Annotated in this window: 13 protein-coding genes; 8 read left to right on the plus strand and 5 right to left on the minus strand. The window is 70.5% G+C overall.

Going from position 1 to position 14,257, the window contains the following annotated elements; translation table 11 throughout:
- The first annotated feature begins 117 nt into the window (after positions 1 to 117).
- The 7 genes from QP089_RS30205 (at position 118) to QP089_RS30235 (ending at position 7,754) form a co-directional block, all read left to right on the plus strand.
- On the plus strand, positions 118 to 663 hold the full coding sequence (locus tag QP089_RS30205) for an RNA polymerase sigma factor (RefSeq protein WP_285916063.1): 546 nt from the start codon (positions 118 to 120) through the stop codon (positions 661 to 663).
- Positions 654 to 1,202 carry an Asp23/Gls24 family envelope stress response protein gene (locus QP089_RS30210; protein WP_285916064.1) on the plus strand — a complete coding sequence of 183 codons (549 nt, stop codon included), beginning with the start codon at positions 654 to 656 and terminating at the stop codon, positions 1,200 to 1,202. The genes QP089_RS30205 and QP089_RS30210 overlap by 10 nt, the downstream gene beginning before the upstream one ends.
- 319 nt (positions 1,203 to 1,521) lie before the next feature.
- The gene (locus tag QP089_RS30215; protein WP_285916066.1) at positions 1,522 to 2,877 is read left to right on the plus strand and encodes a tetratricopeptide repeat protein; all 1,356 of its coding nucleotides are present in this window, start codon (positions 1,522 to 1,524) and stop codon (positions 2,875 to 2,877) included.
- Positions 2,878 to 2,972: 95 nt separating this feature from the next.
- The gene (locus QP089_RS30220) at positions 2,973 to 4,496 is read left to right on the plus strand and encodes a HoxN/HupN/NixA family nickel/cobalt transporter (RefSeq protein ID WP_285916068.1); all 1,524 of its coding nucleotides are present in this window, start codon (positions 2,973 to 2,975) and stop codon (positions 4,494 to 4,496) included.
- Between the two features lie 342 nt (positions 4,497 to 4,838).
- Positions 4,839 to 6,419: a DUF4331 domain-containing protein gene (locus QP089_RS30225; protein WP_285916069.1), complete on the plus strand. Its 1,581-nt coding sequence runs from the start codon at positions 4,839 to 4,841 to the stop codon at positions 6,417 to 6,419.
- Positions 6,416 to 7,288: a class F sortase gene (locus tag QP089_RS30230; RefSeq protein WP_285916072.1), complete on the plus strand. Its 873-nt coding sequence runs from the start codon at positions 6,416 to 6,418 to the stop codon at positions 7,286 to 7,288. Before QP089_RS30225 ends, QP089_RS30230 begins: the two co-directional genes overlap by 4 nt.
- A gap of 52 nt (positions 7,289 to 7,340) precedes the next feature.
- Positions 7,341 to 7,754 (plus strand): L-threonylcarbamoyladenylate synthase, encoded by a 414-nt coding sequence (locus tag QP089_RS30235; RefSeq protein ID WP_285916073.1) that lies wholly within the window; start codon positions 7,341 to 7,343, stop codon positions 7,752 to 7,754.
- A gap of 42 nt (positions 7,755 to 7,796) precedes the next feature.
- On the opposite strand, the gene QP089_RS30240 is transcribed toward QP089_RS30235, so the two are convergent.
- From QP089_RS30240 to QP089_RS30260, 5 genes are all read right to left on the minus strand, one after another.
- Positions 7,797 to 8,210 carry a fasciclin domain-containing protein gene (locus QP089_RS30240; protein ID WP_285916075.1) on the minus strand — a complete coding sequence of 138 codons (414 nt, stop codon included), beginning with the start codon at positions 8,208 to 8,210 and terminating at the stop codon, positions 7,797 to 7,799.
- Between the two features lie 211 nt (positions 8,211 to 8,421).
- The gene (locus tag QP089_RS30245; protein ID WP_285916313.1) at positions 8,422 to 9,597 is read right to left on the minus strand and encodes an acyl-CoA dehydrogenase family protein; all 1,176 of its coding nucleotides are present in this window, start codon (positions 9,595 to 9,597) and stop codon (positions 8,422 to 8,424) included.
- Between the two features lie 5 nt (positions 9,598 to 9,602).
- A complete protein-coding gene (locus QP089_RS30250) occupies positions 9,603 to 10,610 on the minus strand; it encodes an ABC transporter permease (protein WP_285916076.1) in 1,008 nt (335 codons plus the stop codon).
- Positions 10,597 to 12,099: a sugar ABC transporter ATP-binding protein gene (locus QP089_RS30255; RefSeq protein ID WP_285916078.1), complete on the minus strand. Its 1,503-nt coding sequence runs from the start codon at positions 12,097 to 12,099 to the stop codon at positions 10,597 to 10,599. Before QP089_RS30255 ends, QP089_RS30250 begins: the two co-directional genes overlap by 14 nt.
- Before the next feature lies 1 nt (position 12,100).
- Positions 12,101 to 13,144: a sugar ABC transporter substrate-binding protein gene (locus tag QP089_RS30260; protein ID WP_285916080.1), complete on the minus strand. Its 1,044-nt coding sequence runs from the start codon at positions 13,142 to 13,144 to the stop codon at positions 12,101 to 12,103.
- Positions 13,145 to 13,297: 153 nt separating this feature from the next.
- Between QP089_RS30260 and QP089_RS30265 the strand changes: the two genes are divergently transcribed.
- Positions 13,298 to 14,209, plus strand: a complete 912-nt coding sequence (locus QP089_RS30265) for a PaaX family transcriptional regulator (protein ID WP_285916082.1) — start codon at positions 13,298 to 13,300, stop codon at positions 14,207 to 14,209.
- Positions 14,210 to 14,257 lie beyond the last annotated feature (48 nt).

Below are 14,257 nucleotides of genomic sequence, written 5' to 3' on the forward strand. Positions count from 1 at the left end.
GCGGTCCCGCACGCGGAGCGCGGGCCGCATGGACACGAACACACAGAGGATGCGGGCCGTGGCCACAACCTCACGGCGAGGTCGATGTGACCTGCCTCACATCCCCCGGAGCGTGTGATGAGCGGTGACGACGCCGCCCTGGTCTTACGCGCCCAGGGCGGCGACACCACGGCGTTCGAACGCCTCGTCCGGCGCTACTCCGGGCCCGTCTACCGAATCGCGCTGAGAATACTCAACGACGCCCAGGCCGCCGAGGACGTCGCGCAGGAGGCGTTCGTGACCGCGTGGCGGCGCCTGTCCGACCTGCGCGACGGACAGGCGTTCGCCGCCTGGCTGTACCGGATCGCCACCACCCGCGCCCTGGCCGCTGCGCGGCAACGCACGCCCGATCCCGGACTGGAATCGGTCGGCGGCGAGCCCGGTCCCGCTCCGGCCGCCGCCGATCCCGAGCAGCACGCGCTGGCCGGCGATCTGCTCGGCGCGTTGTGGCGGGCGCTTGCGCGGCTCACTGCGCAGCAGCGGGCATGCTGGGTGCTGAAGGAGTTGGAAGGGTTGTCCTATGACGAGATCGCCGAGGTCACCCGGACCGGCCCGGACGCGGTCCGCGGCCGGATCCACCGTGCCCGCGTCCGGCTCGCCGAGGAGCTGAGCGCATGGCGATGAACGAGCCGGCCATCCTGCCCTGCGGACATTCGGCCGCGACCGTCTACGAACACACCCTCGACGGGGCACTGGACGAGCACGAGCGGCACTGCCCGCACTGCCGCCAGACCGCCGCACAGGTGGCACCCCTGCGCCGCGCGCTCGCGCTGGCCGAGGAGACCACGCACCAGCCGCCGCGCGGTTTCACCGAGGCGGTGATGGGCCGCATCCGCGCCGAGGCGGGACCGGGCAACCAGATCACACTGCCGGCCGAGCCGCCGCTGCGGTTGTCGATCAGCCAGCGGGCAGCGGTGGCGGTGCTGTCGGCCGCCGCCGACACCGTCGCAGACGTCACCGCCCGCGGCTGCCGGTTCCCCGACCCAGCCGCCCCGTCCCGGGTGGTGATCAACATCAGCGTCCGATACGGAACACCAGCACCCGCAGCCGCCGACCGGGTCCGCCAAGCTGTGCGCGACGCCGCACGCACACAACTCGGCCTCGAACTGACCGACGTCACGGTCAGTGTGGACGACATCGACGTCCGGCCGACCCGGCCCTGACCCGGCCGACCCGACGTCGAGCAGACAGCGAGCGCATCCCGGCCGGACTCATGGCCGCGGACTGTTCGCCACTTCTTCAAAAAGCCGCCAAGCCTGAATCTCATGGCGACCGTCGAGGAATTCCCTTAACCGGGGAAGGGTAGGTTGCCGAATCCGAGGAGGGGCAGCCCTTAAAGCGGGCCCCGGCTCGCATTCTCGACATTCCACGCGGCAATAATTCAGGCGAAATGCCACATCTTTCCCTTCGGGAAAGTGGCCTGCCGGCCTGTCGAGGCGCACTGCGGGGCGGACCGGCGCGGCCCCCCTCCTGCTGCGTCAGGTGAAGGAGGGCGAGGGGACTGTGGGTTTTGTTGCCAGTCGGCGCGGCGGCCGTGCTACCGGCTCGTCCAGGCGACTGCGACTGCGCCTGGCCGGGCTGGTGCTGCTCGCCCTCGCCGTCGCGGTGACGGCGATGGTGGTCGTCGGGATCGTCCGCACGAGACCACCCTCTTCCGGTTCGGACACCGTAGCGGCTCCGGCGGGGCAAGGGGGCGCCGATGCTATCTACCATTACCAGCAGCGGTTGCGCGAAGTCCCCGGTGATTATCAGACCTGGGCCGCGCTGGGCGGGGCCTACATCGAACAGGCGCGGATCAGCGCGGACCCCACCTACTACCCCAAGGCCGAAGGGGCGCTGCGACGTTCCCTGGCTCTGCGCCGCACCGACAATGACGCGGCGATGGTCGGGATGGGCGCGCTGGCCAACGCCCGGCACGACTTTCGCGCTGCGGCGCACTGGGGCGAGGAGGCCAAGAAGATCAACCCCTCCAGCCCGGGAGTGTTCGGGGTGCTGACCGACGCCTACACCCAGCTAGGGAACTACGCTGCCGCCACCGCGGCAGTCGGCCGCATGACAAGGCTGGCGCCGGGCGTGTCGTCGTTCACCCGAGCGTCCTACGAGTTGGAGATGCACGGTAACCGGGCCGGGGCCCGCACCCTCTTGCTTCAGGCGCTGCAGGCCGCCTACGTGCCCTCCGACATCGCCTACTGCCGCTACTACCTCGGTGAACTGGCCTTTCATGCGGGCGATTTCCCCCAAGCCGCTCACCAATATCGCCTTGCCTACAACGCTGACAAGTCCTACACCCCCGCGCTTGAGGGGATCGCGAAGACCGCGGTGCGGCGCGGCGACCACGACCGGGCGGTCAAGGCGTATCAGGAGGTCGTGGGCCGGATGCCGCAGCCGCAGTACATCATGGAATACCTCGAGCTGCTGAACTCCCTGGGACGCAAGGACCAGGCCGCTCAGCAGAGCCGGCTGCTGGACAGCACTCAACGCCTGATGGCCGCGGGCGGTGTGGCCGACAACCTGTCGGCCGCCGAGTACGCCGCCGACACCGGTGACGCCCGCCGGGCCTTGGACCAGGCGCGCGCCGAGTGGCGCCGCCGCCACAGTGTGATCGTCGCCGACGCCCTTGCCTGGGCTCTGCATCTGAACGGCAAGGACCGCCAAGCGCTGGGTTTCGCGGAGAAGGCGACCCGGCTCGGCTGGCAGAACGCCCAGTTCTACCAGCACAAAGCCGCCATCGAAACAGCGCTCGGCGACCACGACGCCGCCCGCCGCGACCTCGCCCGGGCCACCCGCGCCAACCCGCACCTGGACCAGAAGATCCCCGCGCTGGGAAGAGTCACATGAAGCGCTCGCCGCGCCGCCTGCTGCTCCCCGCACCGGGCTCACCACGGGCGGGTACCGCATCGGTGGGCGTCGCATCGACTGGAACTCTGCTCGCGGTGCCGCTCGCGCTGGTCCTGCTAACGGCGGTCCTGATGGTGGTCAGTGCCGGACCGGCCTCAGCCGCAACGACTCATCCGCTGGGCAACTTCACCATCAACCACTATGACGGGCTGACGCTGCGCAGCGACCGGGTCGACGACCTGGCGATCGTGGACGCCGCGGAGATCCCCACCCTGCAGGAACGAGATACCGTCGACGCCGACCACGACGGCACGGTCACCTCCGCCGAGACGGCCGCCTACGCACACCGGCAGTGCGGCGTCCTCGCCCGCGCGCTGTCGGCGAAGGTGCAGGGAAAGCCGCTGGCCTGGCGGGTGCGGACATCCTCGTTCGTCTACATTCCGGGCGCGGCTGGTTTGCAGACCAGCCACACCACCTGCGCCCTGACCGCGGCGACGTCGCTCACCCCGGGGTCACAAGTGGCCTTCAGCGACGGCTTCCGCAGCGACCGCATCGGCTGGCGCGAGATCACCGCGGTCGGCGACGGAGTCCAGCTCGACCACCCGCCGGTACCGCGCCGCAGCGTCAGCCGGCAGCTACGGCACTACCCCGGGGACCTTCTCACCTCGCCCCTGGACGTCCGCTCGGTCACGCTGCGGATCGGAAACGGGTCCGGATCCTCGGTGGGGGTGCTGCCTCACGTGCCCTCAGCAGGCATGTTCGCCCGGGCGGTCAACCAGCTCAACAGCCGCTTCGACGCGCTCGTCGCCGCCCGTGAACTGACTCTGCCCGTCGGTCTTCTCGCGCTGTGCCTGGCGCTGGTCCTCGGCGCGTCCCATGCCGCGATGCCCGGCCACGGAAAGACCGTCATGGCGGCCTATCTGGTGGGCCGCCGCGGCGGTCTGCGCGACGCCGTCATCGTCGCCGCCACCGTAACCCTCACCCACACCGCCGGCGTCCTGGTCCTCGGGCTGCTGGTCAGCGGCTCAGCAGCCCTGGCCGGGGAATCGCTGCTGAAGACTCTCGGCGTCGTGAGCGGACTCCTGGTGACCGCGATCGGGATCGGGCTGCTGCGCAGCGCATGGCGAGCCCGCCGAAACCCCAACCCCACCACCGACGCTTCCCAAGACGCCGCCGTACCGGTGGCAGCCATGGCCGTCCACTCCCCAACATCCCATCCCGAACACGACCACGGGCACGGCCACCACGGGCACGGGCACGGCCACGGCCACGGGCATGAACAAGGGCGGGATGGGCGCTCGCGCCGCAGTTGGCTGCTCGGATTGGGGGTCGCCGGGGGGCTGGTGCCCAGCCCGTCGGCGCTGGTGGTGCTGCTGGGGGCGATCGCGCTCGGCCGCACCGGGTTCGGGGTGGCGCTGGTCCTGGGGTACGGGGCGGGCATGGCCGCCACGCTGACGGCCACCGGGCTGCTGCTGGCCCGCCTCAGCCACCTGCTGCATCGGGTGCCGCTCCGGCAACGCGCGTGGGACCTGGCCGGCTACACCCGGATCATGACCGCCGGACTAGTGATCATCGTGGGCGCCGGACTGGCCTTGCGCAGCCTCAACGGCTCAGTCTGAACCGGTCGCGGGGACACCCCAACCAGGGACACCGCTCACCAGGGACACCGCACCGTACTCCGCTGACCGTCTCGGCCTTCACGGGGCGCGATGCCCGAGCCGCGCCGCAACCCGGCACGCCGCCCTCGCTCGTGGTGCAGGGTCGCAGCCAGGACAGGCATGCGCGGTCACCCTGACCTCACTCCACTGAGGATGATCCTTCAAGCGCTGATCAAATCAGATTCCAGAGTTCCCCTGATGACGCATTTCCGGCCGTGGAGGGGTAGGAGGCGATCCAGTGATCAACTGCGGAAAGGGGCGTTCAGTGTCCGGGTCCGCGCCCAGTCGAAGGAGACAACTGGAATGCGTCAATTGTGTGAGCGGCTGCGCGCAAAGCGCACGGTAGTCGCGGCTGCGACGGCGGGGACGCTCGGCGTGGTCAGCATGCTGGCCACGCTGGGGCCGGGGACGAGCACGGCTTCCAGCCACCGCGAGGCGCCCCTCATCGCCAACGACCCCCAAGCCGACAACACCGACGTGTACGCCTTTACCAGCCCCGACTCCCCCGACACCGTCTCGATCGCCGCGAACTGGATTCCGTTCGAAGAACCCAACGGGGGCCCGAACTTCTATCCGTTCGCCACCAACACGCACTACAACATCAAAATAGATAACAATGGCGACGGGTACGCCGATATCACCTACCGGTGGACATTCCGCAACGAGGATCGCAGGGACAACAACACGTTCCTGTACAACAACGGGCCAGTGAAGTCGCTTCGCGATTCGACGCTGCTGTTCCGGCAGCACTACTCGCTGACCGAGAACACCAAGAATCGGACGCGGACGCTGGTGAAGGACGCGATCGCCGCGCCGTCGTTCGTCGGCAAGGCCTCGATGCCCAACTACGCCGCGCTCCGCCAGCAGGCCATCACCCCCGTGTCGGGCGGCGGCAAGACCTACGTCGGGCAGGCCGACGACCCGTTCTTCCTGGACCTGCGGATCTTCGACCTGCTCTACGGCGGCGACCTCAGCGAAACCGGCACCGACACCCTCAAGGGCTACAACGTCAACAACATCACCCTGCAGGTCCCCAAGTCCGACCTCGCGCTCAAGGGCAATCCCGCCCGCAACCCCGTGCTCGGGGTATGGGCCACCACCGACCGCAAGGGACCGGGCGTCAACATCGACAAGGCACCGGCGGGCACCTACCAGCAGGTCTCCCGGCTGGGGAACCCACTGGTCAACGAGGTGATCTCCCCAGCCGGGCTCAAGGACGCCTTCAACCGGCTCGACCCCTCCCAGGACCACACCGTCCAACCGCTGGTGAACCGCGTCCTGGACCCCGAGGTCCCGCAGCTGATCCAGAAGATCTACAAGATCAAAGCCCCGGCCACGCCGCGCAAGGACCTGCAGGAGATCTTCCTGACCGGCATCTCCAAGAACTCCGGCGGACCGATCAAGGCCGACCTGAACTCCCAGCTGCTGAACAAGGACGTCGACCCCAAGCGGTTCACCCCGGCCGAGGAACTGCGGCTGAACATGGCCGTCCCCCAGACCGCCAAACCCAACCGGCTCGGAGTCCTGGCCGGTGACCTGCAAGGCTTCCCCAACGGACGCCGGCTCACCGACGACGTCGTCGACATCGAACTGCAAGCACTCGAAGGCGCCGCGCAGACCGGCAAACTCGTCCCGGCCCTGGCCAAGGGCGACCGCGTCGACCACAACGACAAGCAGTTCGGCCGCACCTTCCCCTACCTCGCCCTCCCGCACAACAGCGGATCGGGCAAGGCCATGCCCAACGGCGCAGCCGCCACCGGAGGCGGATCCACCTCCGGCCTGCAGCACACCGGCCTGCTCGGCCTGGGCGGCGCGCTGCTGGCCGCAGCCGCCGGAGCCCTGGTGATCCAACGGCGCAAGCGCACCATCACACCCGCTGAATGATCCGGCGGGCCGCAGCGCATCTGCACAGCGCACCGAGCGCTGTGCGGGCCGCGCTGCGGTCCGCTGTGCAGGCCGCGACCGGCCGCCGTAACCACGCCGTCCCGGCGACCGCAGCGGCACTGGCCACCACCGGCGCCGCCGTCATCGCCTACACCCTCACCTCCCAGCAGCACGCGCCGCAGCCGCCGCTGACCGACGGCGCCCCCCTGCGGGCACAAGCCGGCGCAGCCGGCCCCATCGCAGTGCCTTCCGCTTCTCCGCTGTCCTACGCCGTCCCCACCCGTATCGACATTCCCGCGATCAAAGTGAGCGCGGCGATTATCACACTCGGGCTCAACGACGACGGGACCCTCCAGGTCCCCCCGCCCGGACCCGACTACGACAAGGCCGCCTGGTACACCGGCTCAGCCGCCCCCGGCCAACCCGGAACCGCCGTCATCGAAGGACACCTCGACTCCGCCCGCGACGGCCCCTCGGTCTTCTACCGGCTCGGAGCCGCTCGCCCCGGCGACCTGGTCACCATCACCCGCACCGACCACCACAACGCGACCTACCGCGTCGACACCATCAAGCGCTACCGCAAAACCGCCTTCCCCACCGACACCGTCTTCCGCGACACCGACACCCCGTCACTCCGGCTGATCACCTGCGGCGGCCACTTCGACACCCGCAGCCACCACTACACCGACAACACCGTCGTGTTCGCCACCCTCGCCACGCCCCCCAGCACGCCCCCCAGCACGCCCCCACGACGCGCCCACACCATCGCAGGCGTGGAGGCTGCTGAAGGCACGGTGACCGCAGACAGAGGAGAGCCTGGCAAGGCGGCGATGGGCGGCCATCGCGTTCACTTAGTGGTCGGCGGGTGAGAGCCGCCGTGGCAGGACGGCATGGGAACGGAACGGTGGGAGGATGTCGAGGGTGAGGGCGAGCACCAGTGACATCGAGACGGCGGCCGATGTGCTGCGCACCGGAGGCCTGGTGGCCTTCCCGACCGAGACCGTCTACGGCCTGGGCGCCGACGTCCCCGCAACCGCGCGCTTGCTGGCCGAACACTTCTGGCCGGGGCCGCTGACACTGGTGCTGCGGCGCGGTCGGGGAGTGCCGCTGGAAGCGACGGGCGGTCTAGAGACCGTGGCCGTGCGCGTACCCGACCACCCGATCGCACTCGCGCTGCTATCGACCTTCGGCGGCGGCCTCACGGCCCCATCGGCCGACCGCTTCGCCTCAGTCAGCTTCGACCGGAGCAGGGACACCTCCCAGGGCGGCGGGCCGGGCAGGGGAATCGGGGGCGGGCTCGGAAGCGACGCGGGTCAGCAGGTCTGCGGCAATTAGATTAAAGGGTCAAGGTCCTGGCCGTCCGCGCCTGCCGCGGCTTCACTTGGGGGGCGTCAGGACGCTGTCGATGATGTAGACGGTGGCGTTGGCGGTGTGGACGTTGCCGCAGGCCACCTTGGCGTCGCTGCCGATGGTGAACGATTCGCCGGAGCTGCTGGTCTTGAGCATCGCGCCGTTGAGGGTCTTGAAGTCGCCGTTGGCCAGCCCGCTCGGGGTGATCGGCTGCCCGACGACGTGGTAGGTCAGGATGCCGGTGAGCGTCTTCTTGTCGCTCAGGACCTTGTCGAGCGTCGCCTTGGGGATCTTGTTGAACGCGTCGTTGGTCGGTGCGAACACGGTGATGTTCTTGGCCGAGTTGAGGGTGTCGACCAGCCCGGCCTTCTTCACGGCGGTGACCAGCGTCGACAGCACCGGGTTGTTGGACGCGGCGGTCGCGACGGGGTCGGCGGACATGCCGCTGAAGCTGCCCTTGCCGGACGCCGGGACGGCCGAGCAGGCGGGCCCGAACGGCTGGTCGGAGGCCGGTGAACTGCTCGCGGCCGTCGCCGGCGCCGAACCGGCGGGCGCGGCACTGAACCACCGTGATCTCCAGGAACACATGCCCTGGCGCCCGGCTCGGTCGAACCGAGGACGCTGGGTGCCCGCTCGCCTGCGGCCTCACCGTTCAGACGGCGGGAAGGGCTGCGGCGATGCCGAGGTGGAGCATTTCTCTCGTGAAGTCGCAGGGGTAGCCGGTCCAGGCGTCCCGGAGGAGCTTCTCCGGACCAGCGCCCGTGGTGACTCCGGTGGCTCCGTGCAGCCGGACCGCTGTTTGCGCGCATTGGATCGCCGCGTCCACGGCGCGGGTCTTGGCCGCCGGAACCAGGACGGCCAGCTCGCTCGGATCGCCTCCCCCGTCCAGCGCCGTCGCGGCCTCATGGACCAGCAGCCGGGCCGTCCGCACGGTCACCGCCATCTCCGCCAGGTCGAGCGCCACGGCCTGATGCTCGCGCAGCGGGCGGCCCCAGCTATGGCGCGAGGCGGTATGGGCGCGGGCGAGGTCCTCGGCGGCGCGGGCGACGCCGACGAAGGTCGCGGCGAGACCGACCGCCATGCCCGGCGTCGTGCTCATCAGCAATCGCAACGCCTCACCCTCCGACCCGATCCGGGAGGAGGCGGGCACCCGGACCTCGTCGAAGAACACCTCGGCGTGGAAGCCGGTGCGCAGTCCCAGCAACCGCGAACGAGGCCCGCAGGACAGGCCCGCGGTGCCGGCCGGGACCCAGAAGGCGCTGGTCGATTCGACGCCGGCACGGTCCGTGGCCGTCCGGGCGAAAGTGACGTAGGCGTCGGCGACGCCAGCGTTGGTGACCCACTGCGCCTTGGCGCCGCTGATGACGTACTCGTCGCCCTCCCTCACCGCGCGGGTGCGGTAGCCGGACTCCGGGCCCGGTCGGGGGTCGAACAGCTCGGAACCGGCGACGGACGGCTCGTTCATCGCGCCCGCGAGAACCGTCTCGCCGACCGCTATGCCCGGCAGCCACCGTTCCTTCTGCTCCGGCGTGCCCGCCGCGAGGATCAGACCTGGGACGGTCATGGTGAGGTTCAAGCCGGCGGCGAATCCCGCGTCCACCGCGCCGAGTTCCTCGGCGACGATCGCGTTGTCGAGCTGCGTCCCGCCTCCCCCGCCGTACTCCTCGGGAATGAGCAGGCCGGGAAGTCCCAGTTCCGCCGCACCTTTCAGCAGGTCGCGGTTGGCCTCGGAGGACAGCTCACCGTCATCGAGAGGAAGCGCGGGGGCGAGGCGGTTGCGGGCGAAGGCCGCGACCGCCTCGCGGAGCGCCTGCCGTTCGGGCGCCATGCGGGTCACGGCATCGCCTTTCCGCTGCGCAGGCGGTCGATGCCGATCGCGACCACGAGGACGACGCCGCTCACGACGTTGCTCCAGAACGGGCTGACGCCTGCAAGGGTCACGCCGTTCTGCAGAACGCCGAGGAACAGCACGCCCAGCAGTGTGCCGAGCAGGGAGCCACGGCCGCCCATGAAGGACGTCCCGCCGAGCAGGACGGCGGCGCCGGCCGTCAGTTCCATCCCGATGCCCGCGTCCGGGGAGGTGGAGGTGAGGCGTGCCGCGCCGACGACGCCGGCGAGGCCGGCGAGCGCGGCGCACAGCGTGTAGACGGCGACGCGGACGCCGGCGACGCTGATCCCGGCCAGCCGTGCGGCCTCGGGGTTGCCGCCGACCGCGTACACCATGCGGCCGAACCCGGTGTAGCGCAGCACGAGGACGGCCAGCAGGAACACCGCGGCAGCGATCATCACCGTGATCGGGACACCGGCGACGCGCTGGGAGCCGAGCTTCACCAGGAACGCGTGCTTGAAGATCGTCTGCGACTGCCCGCCCGACCAGATCTGGGCGAGCCCGTGCAGCAGCGTCCCGGTGCCGATCGTGACGACCAGGAACGACAACCCCGCCTTGCCGATGAGCAGGCCGTTGGTCAACAGTCCGGCGGCCAGCGCGGCGGCGACCGAGGCGAGCAGCGCGGCGGGGGCGGGCAGCACGTCCAGCAGCTTCCAGCACACGATCGCCGAGAAGCCCATCATGCCGCCGACCGACAGATCGATGCCCCCGGTCAGCAGCACGAACGTCATCCCGGTGGCGACCAGCAGCAGCACCACGTTCGTCTCGGCGATGTTCATGAAGTTGTCGACCGTGAGGAACTGCGGCTGCGTCACCGACAGCACCACGATCAGCAGCACCAGGACGGCGAGCACCCCGAGGTACTGCGAGGTCGCCTGCACGGCGTCGCGGGCCCGGCCGGCGGCCGGGCCGCGCGGCGCCGCCGCGGTCAGTGTCCTGTCAGGCAGCGTCATCTCGGTCCCCTCCCCCAAGCGCCAGCAGCGCGATGGCCTCTTCGCTCGCCTCGTCCCGGCCGAGGGCGCCGGCCGGGCGGCCCTCGGCGAGCACGATGATCCGGTCGGCGAGCCCGAGCAGTTCCAGCAGATCGGACGAGGCGAGCACGACGGCGGCCCCGGCCTCCGCCAGCCCGCCGATCAGTTCGTAGATGTCGGCGCGGGCACCGATGTCCACCCCGCGGGTCGGCTCGTCCAGCAGCAGCACCTTCGGCGCGTGGCCGATGGCGCGGGCGAGCACCAGCTTCTGCGCGTTCCCGCCCGACAGCGTCCCGACCGGGACGTCCACTCCGGGGCAGCGGACCCGGTACTCGGCGACCGCTCGGTTCGCGCGTTCCCGGTCGCGGGCGCGGTCCGTCCTTCGCAGGGCGCGCAGCCACGGGACGGCGAGATTGTCGCGGATCGTGTGCTCGGCCGCCAGGGCCTGCTCGAACCGGTCCTCCGGGACCAGCGCGACTCCGGCCCGGCGGGCGGTGCGGGGGGTGGCGCGTTCCACCGGGCTCCCGTCGACCACGACGGTGCCGCCACGCGGCCTGCGGGCACCGGCGATCGTCTCCAGCAGTTCGCTGCGCCCGGCACCGACCAGGCCGGCGACGCCGATGATCTCCCCGGCGCGCGCCTCGAACGAGATGGCGTGCGGGGCCCGGTCCGTCACCAGGCCCTCGACGCTCAACCGCACCGCACCGGGCGTCACCGGACGCTTGTGGAAGTACTCGCCGAGGTCACGGCCGACCATCGCCGAGGACAGTCGCTCGTCGGTGAGCTCGTCGCGCCCCAGCTCGGCCACGGTGCTCCCGTCGCGCAGCACCGTCGCCCGATCGCAAGCGCGCCGGATCTCCCGCAGCCGATGGGTGATCATGATGACGCCGCAACCCCGCGCCGCGAGCCCGTCCACCACGGCGAACAGCCGTTCCGGGTCGGGCAGCCGGGTCGTCACCTCGTCCAGGATCAGCAGCCGCGGTTCGGCGGCCAGGGCCTTGGCGACCTCGACCAGCTCCCGCTCCCCCGGCGGAAGCGTCCCCGCGGGCCGCAGCGGGTCGACGTCCAGCCCGGCTCGCTCCAGGTACGGCACGGCCTGGGCGGCCAGGGCCGTGCGGCGGACGGTCCGGGCCGCCCGGTTCAGCCGGGGCAGCAGCACGTTCTCGGCGATCGAAAGCCCCGGGACCAGCGTCGGCTCCTGCGACACGAGGCACAGCCCCGCGTCGAGCGCGTCTTTCGGGCCGCTGAACGTCACCTGATGCCCGTCCAGTTCGACGACGCCCGCGTCCGACGGCATCGCGCCGGCCACGATGCGCGCCAGCGTGGACTTCCCGGAGCCGTTCTCGCCCGCCAGGCAGACCACCTCGCCGCGGTTCACCACCAGGTCGGCCCGCCGCAGCGCGGCGACGGGCCCGAACCGCTTGGCGACCCCGGACACCTTCAGCAGCGGGGCCGTGTTCGCGTCCGCCACGTCAGCCCAGCTTGACGTAGGTCTTGCCGTCGCGCTGCTCGAAGGCGAGGGAGAACGGGTTGTTCACCCGCTGCGCGATCGGCTGCCAGGTCCCGACGTTCTTCTTGTCGAGCTTCACCGTCGGGATCCAGATCTCCTTCGGGACCTTGCCGCCGCACACCGCGCGCAGCGCCGCGTACGCCAGCGCCTGACCGGTCTTGTCGTAGGGGACGCCGTAGGTGGCGGAGATCTTGCCCGCCTGCACCAGCGGGATCGCGTCCGGCTGCCCGTTGATCGACACGATCGCCGGCCTGAAGTCGCCGGACAGCGCGGACGCCGCGCCGATCGCGGAGACGTCGTTGAACGTCCAGATGCCCTTGAGGTCCTTGCCGTACTTCTGCCGCCATGACTCGGCGATCGCCTTGGCGTCCTCGGGGGTGATCTTCTGGTTGACCTGGCGGTCCACCACGGTCAGTCCCGCCTGCTTCGCTCCCGCCTCGAAACCGGCCTTCTCCCAGTTCAGCAGCTCGGCGTAGCTCGGGCCGAACATCGCGGCGACCTTGCCGCCTCCGACCAGCGCCTTCAGGGTCTTCGCCCCGTCCGCGCCCGCGAAGTCCACATCGTCGTGGACGGTGGTGAAGTACGGGCCGCCGACCTTGGTGTCCAGCACGATGATCGGGATCTTCTTCGCCCGCGCCTGCGCGAAGACCCCCTGCGTGGCGTTCGGGTCGACCGGGTTGGCGATCAACGCGTCCACCTGCTGCTGCATCAGCGTGTTCAGGTCGGAGATCTGTTTGCCCGGGTTGAGGTTGGCGTTCACGGCCTTGAGCTTGGCCCCGTACTTGGCGAGCGCTTTGGAGACGATCTGCTCGATCGCCTGGAAGTTGGGGTCGGGCAGCGGCTCGCTGAATCCGATGGTCTTGCCCTTGGCGGCCGGGCAGCCCGTCCCGTCGTCTCCCCCGGACGCGACGGTCTTGTCGTTGTCGCTGCCGCCGCAGGCGGCCAGGCCGAGCAGGAGTCCTGCCGCCACCACCCCGGCCGCGGTGCTCCGTGCACGCACGGTCATATGCCACCTCCGGCAGTCTTACCGCATGACGGTCGTCACATTGCTGACGACTGGAATCACGGTTGTACGCCCTGACCGGCAGGACCTCCGAGACAAAGGGTTCGCTGGACGGACCCGCACGCCCGACCGCCCGGCTCATGCACACTGGGGTGCATGCGAGGACCCGAGAGCGACCTCATCGACGGCGACTGGGCGGGCGCGACACCGTCCATGGCCCGCAGCCCCCGCAGCGGCACCGCCGGCGAGCCCGGAACCGGCCGCCCCAAGATGCTGATCATGGACGTCTGCGGCGCCTACATGCGGCCGCTCGGCGGATGGTTCGCCATCGCGAAGATCGTCCAGCTGATGAACGAGCTCGGGGTGGACGAGACGGCGACCCGGTCCGCGCTGCTGCGGATGCGCCGCAAGGGCCTGCTCGAATCGGAGAACCGGGCGGGCGCGCGCGGGCTCCGGCTGACCGAGCAGGCGCTCGCCGCGCTGGAGGAGACCGACCGGCGGATCTTCGGCCCCCGCCACCCCGCCTACCTCGGGGACGGCTGGGTCCTGGTCTCCCTGTCCGTCCCCGAGGACGAGCGCTCCAAGCGGCACGTCCTGCGCTCGCAGCTGTCCTGGCTCGGCTTCGGCAACCTCGGCAACGGCCTGTGGCTGGCACCGCGCCGGATGCGGGACGAGCTGGAGAAGACCGTCAAGCAACTCGGATTCGAACGCTTCGTGCTGATGTTCGACGCCCAGTACTCCGGTTTCACCGAACTGTCGGCCCTGGTGGAGAAGGCCTGGGACATGGCCGAGCTGACCGCGCTGTACGCCGAGTTCGTCGAATGGTGCGAGCCGGTCACCGAACGCTGGCAGGACGTCCGGCTCCCGTCCGGCTCCCAGGCGTTCGCCGACTACACGCTGGCCCTCTACCACTGGCGGAAATTCCCCTACCTCGACCCGGGCCTGCCCAAGGACCTGCTTCCGGCCGACTGGGCCGGGCACCGCGCCGCCGAACTCTTCTTCGATCTGCGCAACCGGCTGGAGCCCGGTGCGATCGAGTACGTCCGCAAGGTCTGCGCGGCCGGCTGAGTTCGTCCAGCGGACCGTGCGGCTCCCGGCTCTCGCACCCGCCGACCT

Source organism: Actinomadura opuntiae, assembly GCF_030283205.1.
GTDB lineage: Bacteria > Actinomycetota > Actinomycetes > Streptosporangiales > Streptosporangiaceae > Spirillospora.

What these genes read in the sequence shown, in the direction of transcription:
- QP089_RS30205 (WP_285916063.1), top strand. Translation starts at nt 118, where the DNA reads ATGAGCGGTGACGACGCCGCCCTGGTCTTACGCGCCCAGGGCGGCGAC.
- QP089_RS30230 (WP_285916072.1), top strand. Translation starts at nt 6,416, where the DNA reads ATGATCCGGCGGGCCGCAGCGCATCTGCACAGCGCACCGAGCGCTGTG.
- QP089_RS30260 (WP_285916080.1), bottom strand. Translation starts at nt 13,144, where the DNA reads ATGACCGTGCGTGCACGGAGCACCGCGGCCGGGGTGGTGGCGGCAGGA.
- QP089_RS30225 (WP_285916069.1), top strand. Translation starts at nt 4,839, where the DNA reads ATGCGTCAATTGTGTGAGCGGCTGCGCGCAAAGCGCACGGTAGTCGCG.
- QP089_RS30250 (WP_285916076.1), bottom strand. Translation starts at nt 10,610, where the DNA reads ATGACGCTGCCTGACAGGACACTGACCGCGGCGGCGCCGCGCGGCCCG.
- QP089_RS30240 (WP_285916075.1), bottom strand. Translation starts at nt 8,210, where the DNA reads ATGTCCGCCGACCCCGTCGCGACCGCCGCGTCCAACAACCCGGTGCTG.
- QP089_RS30210 (WP_285916064.1), top strand. Translation starts at nt 654, where the DNA reads ATGGCGATGAACGAGCCGGCCATCCTGCCCTGCGGACATTCGGCCGCG.
- QP089_RS30265 (WP_285916082.1), top strand. Translation starts at nt 13,298, where the DNA reads ATGCGAGGACCCGAGAGCGACCTCATCGACGGCGACTGGGCGGGCGCG.
- QP089_RS30245 (WP_285916313.1), bottom strand. Translation starts at nt 9,597, where the DNA reads ATGGCGCCCGAACGGCAGGCGCTCCGCGAGGCGGTCGCGGCCTTCGCC.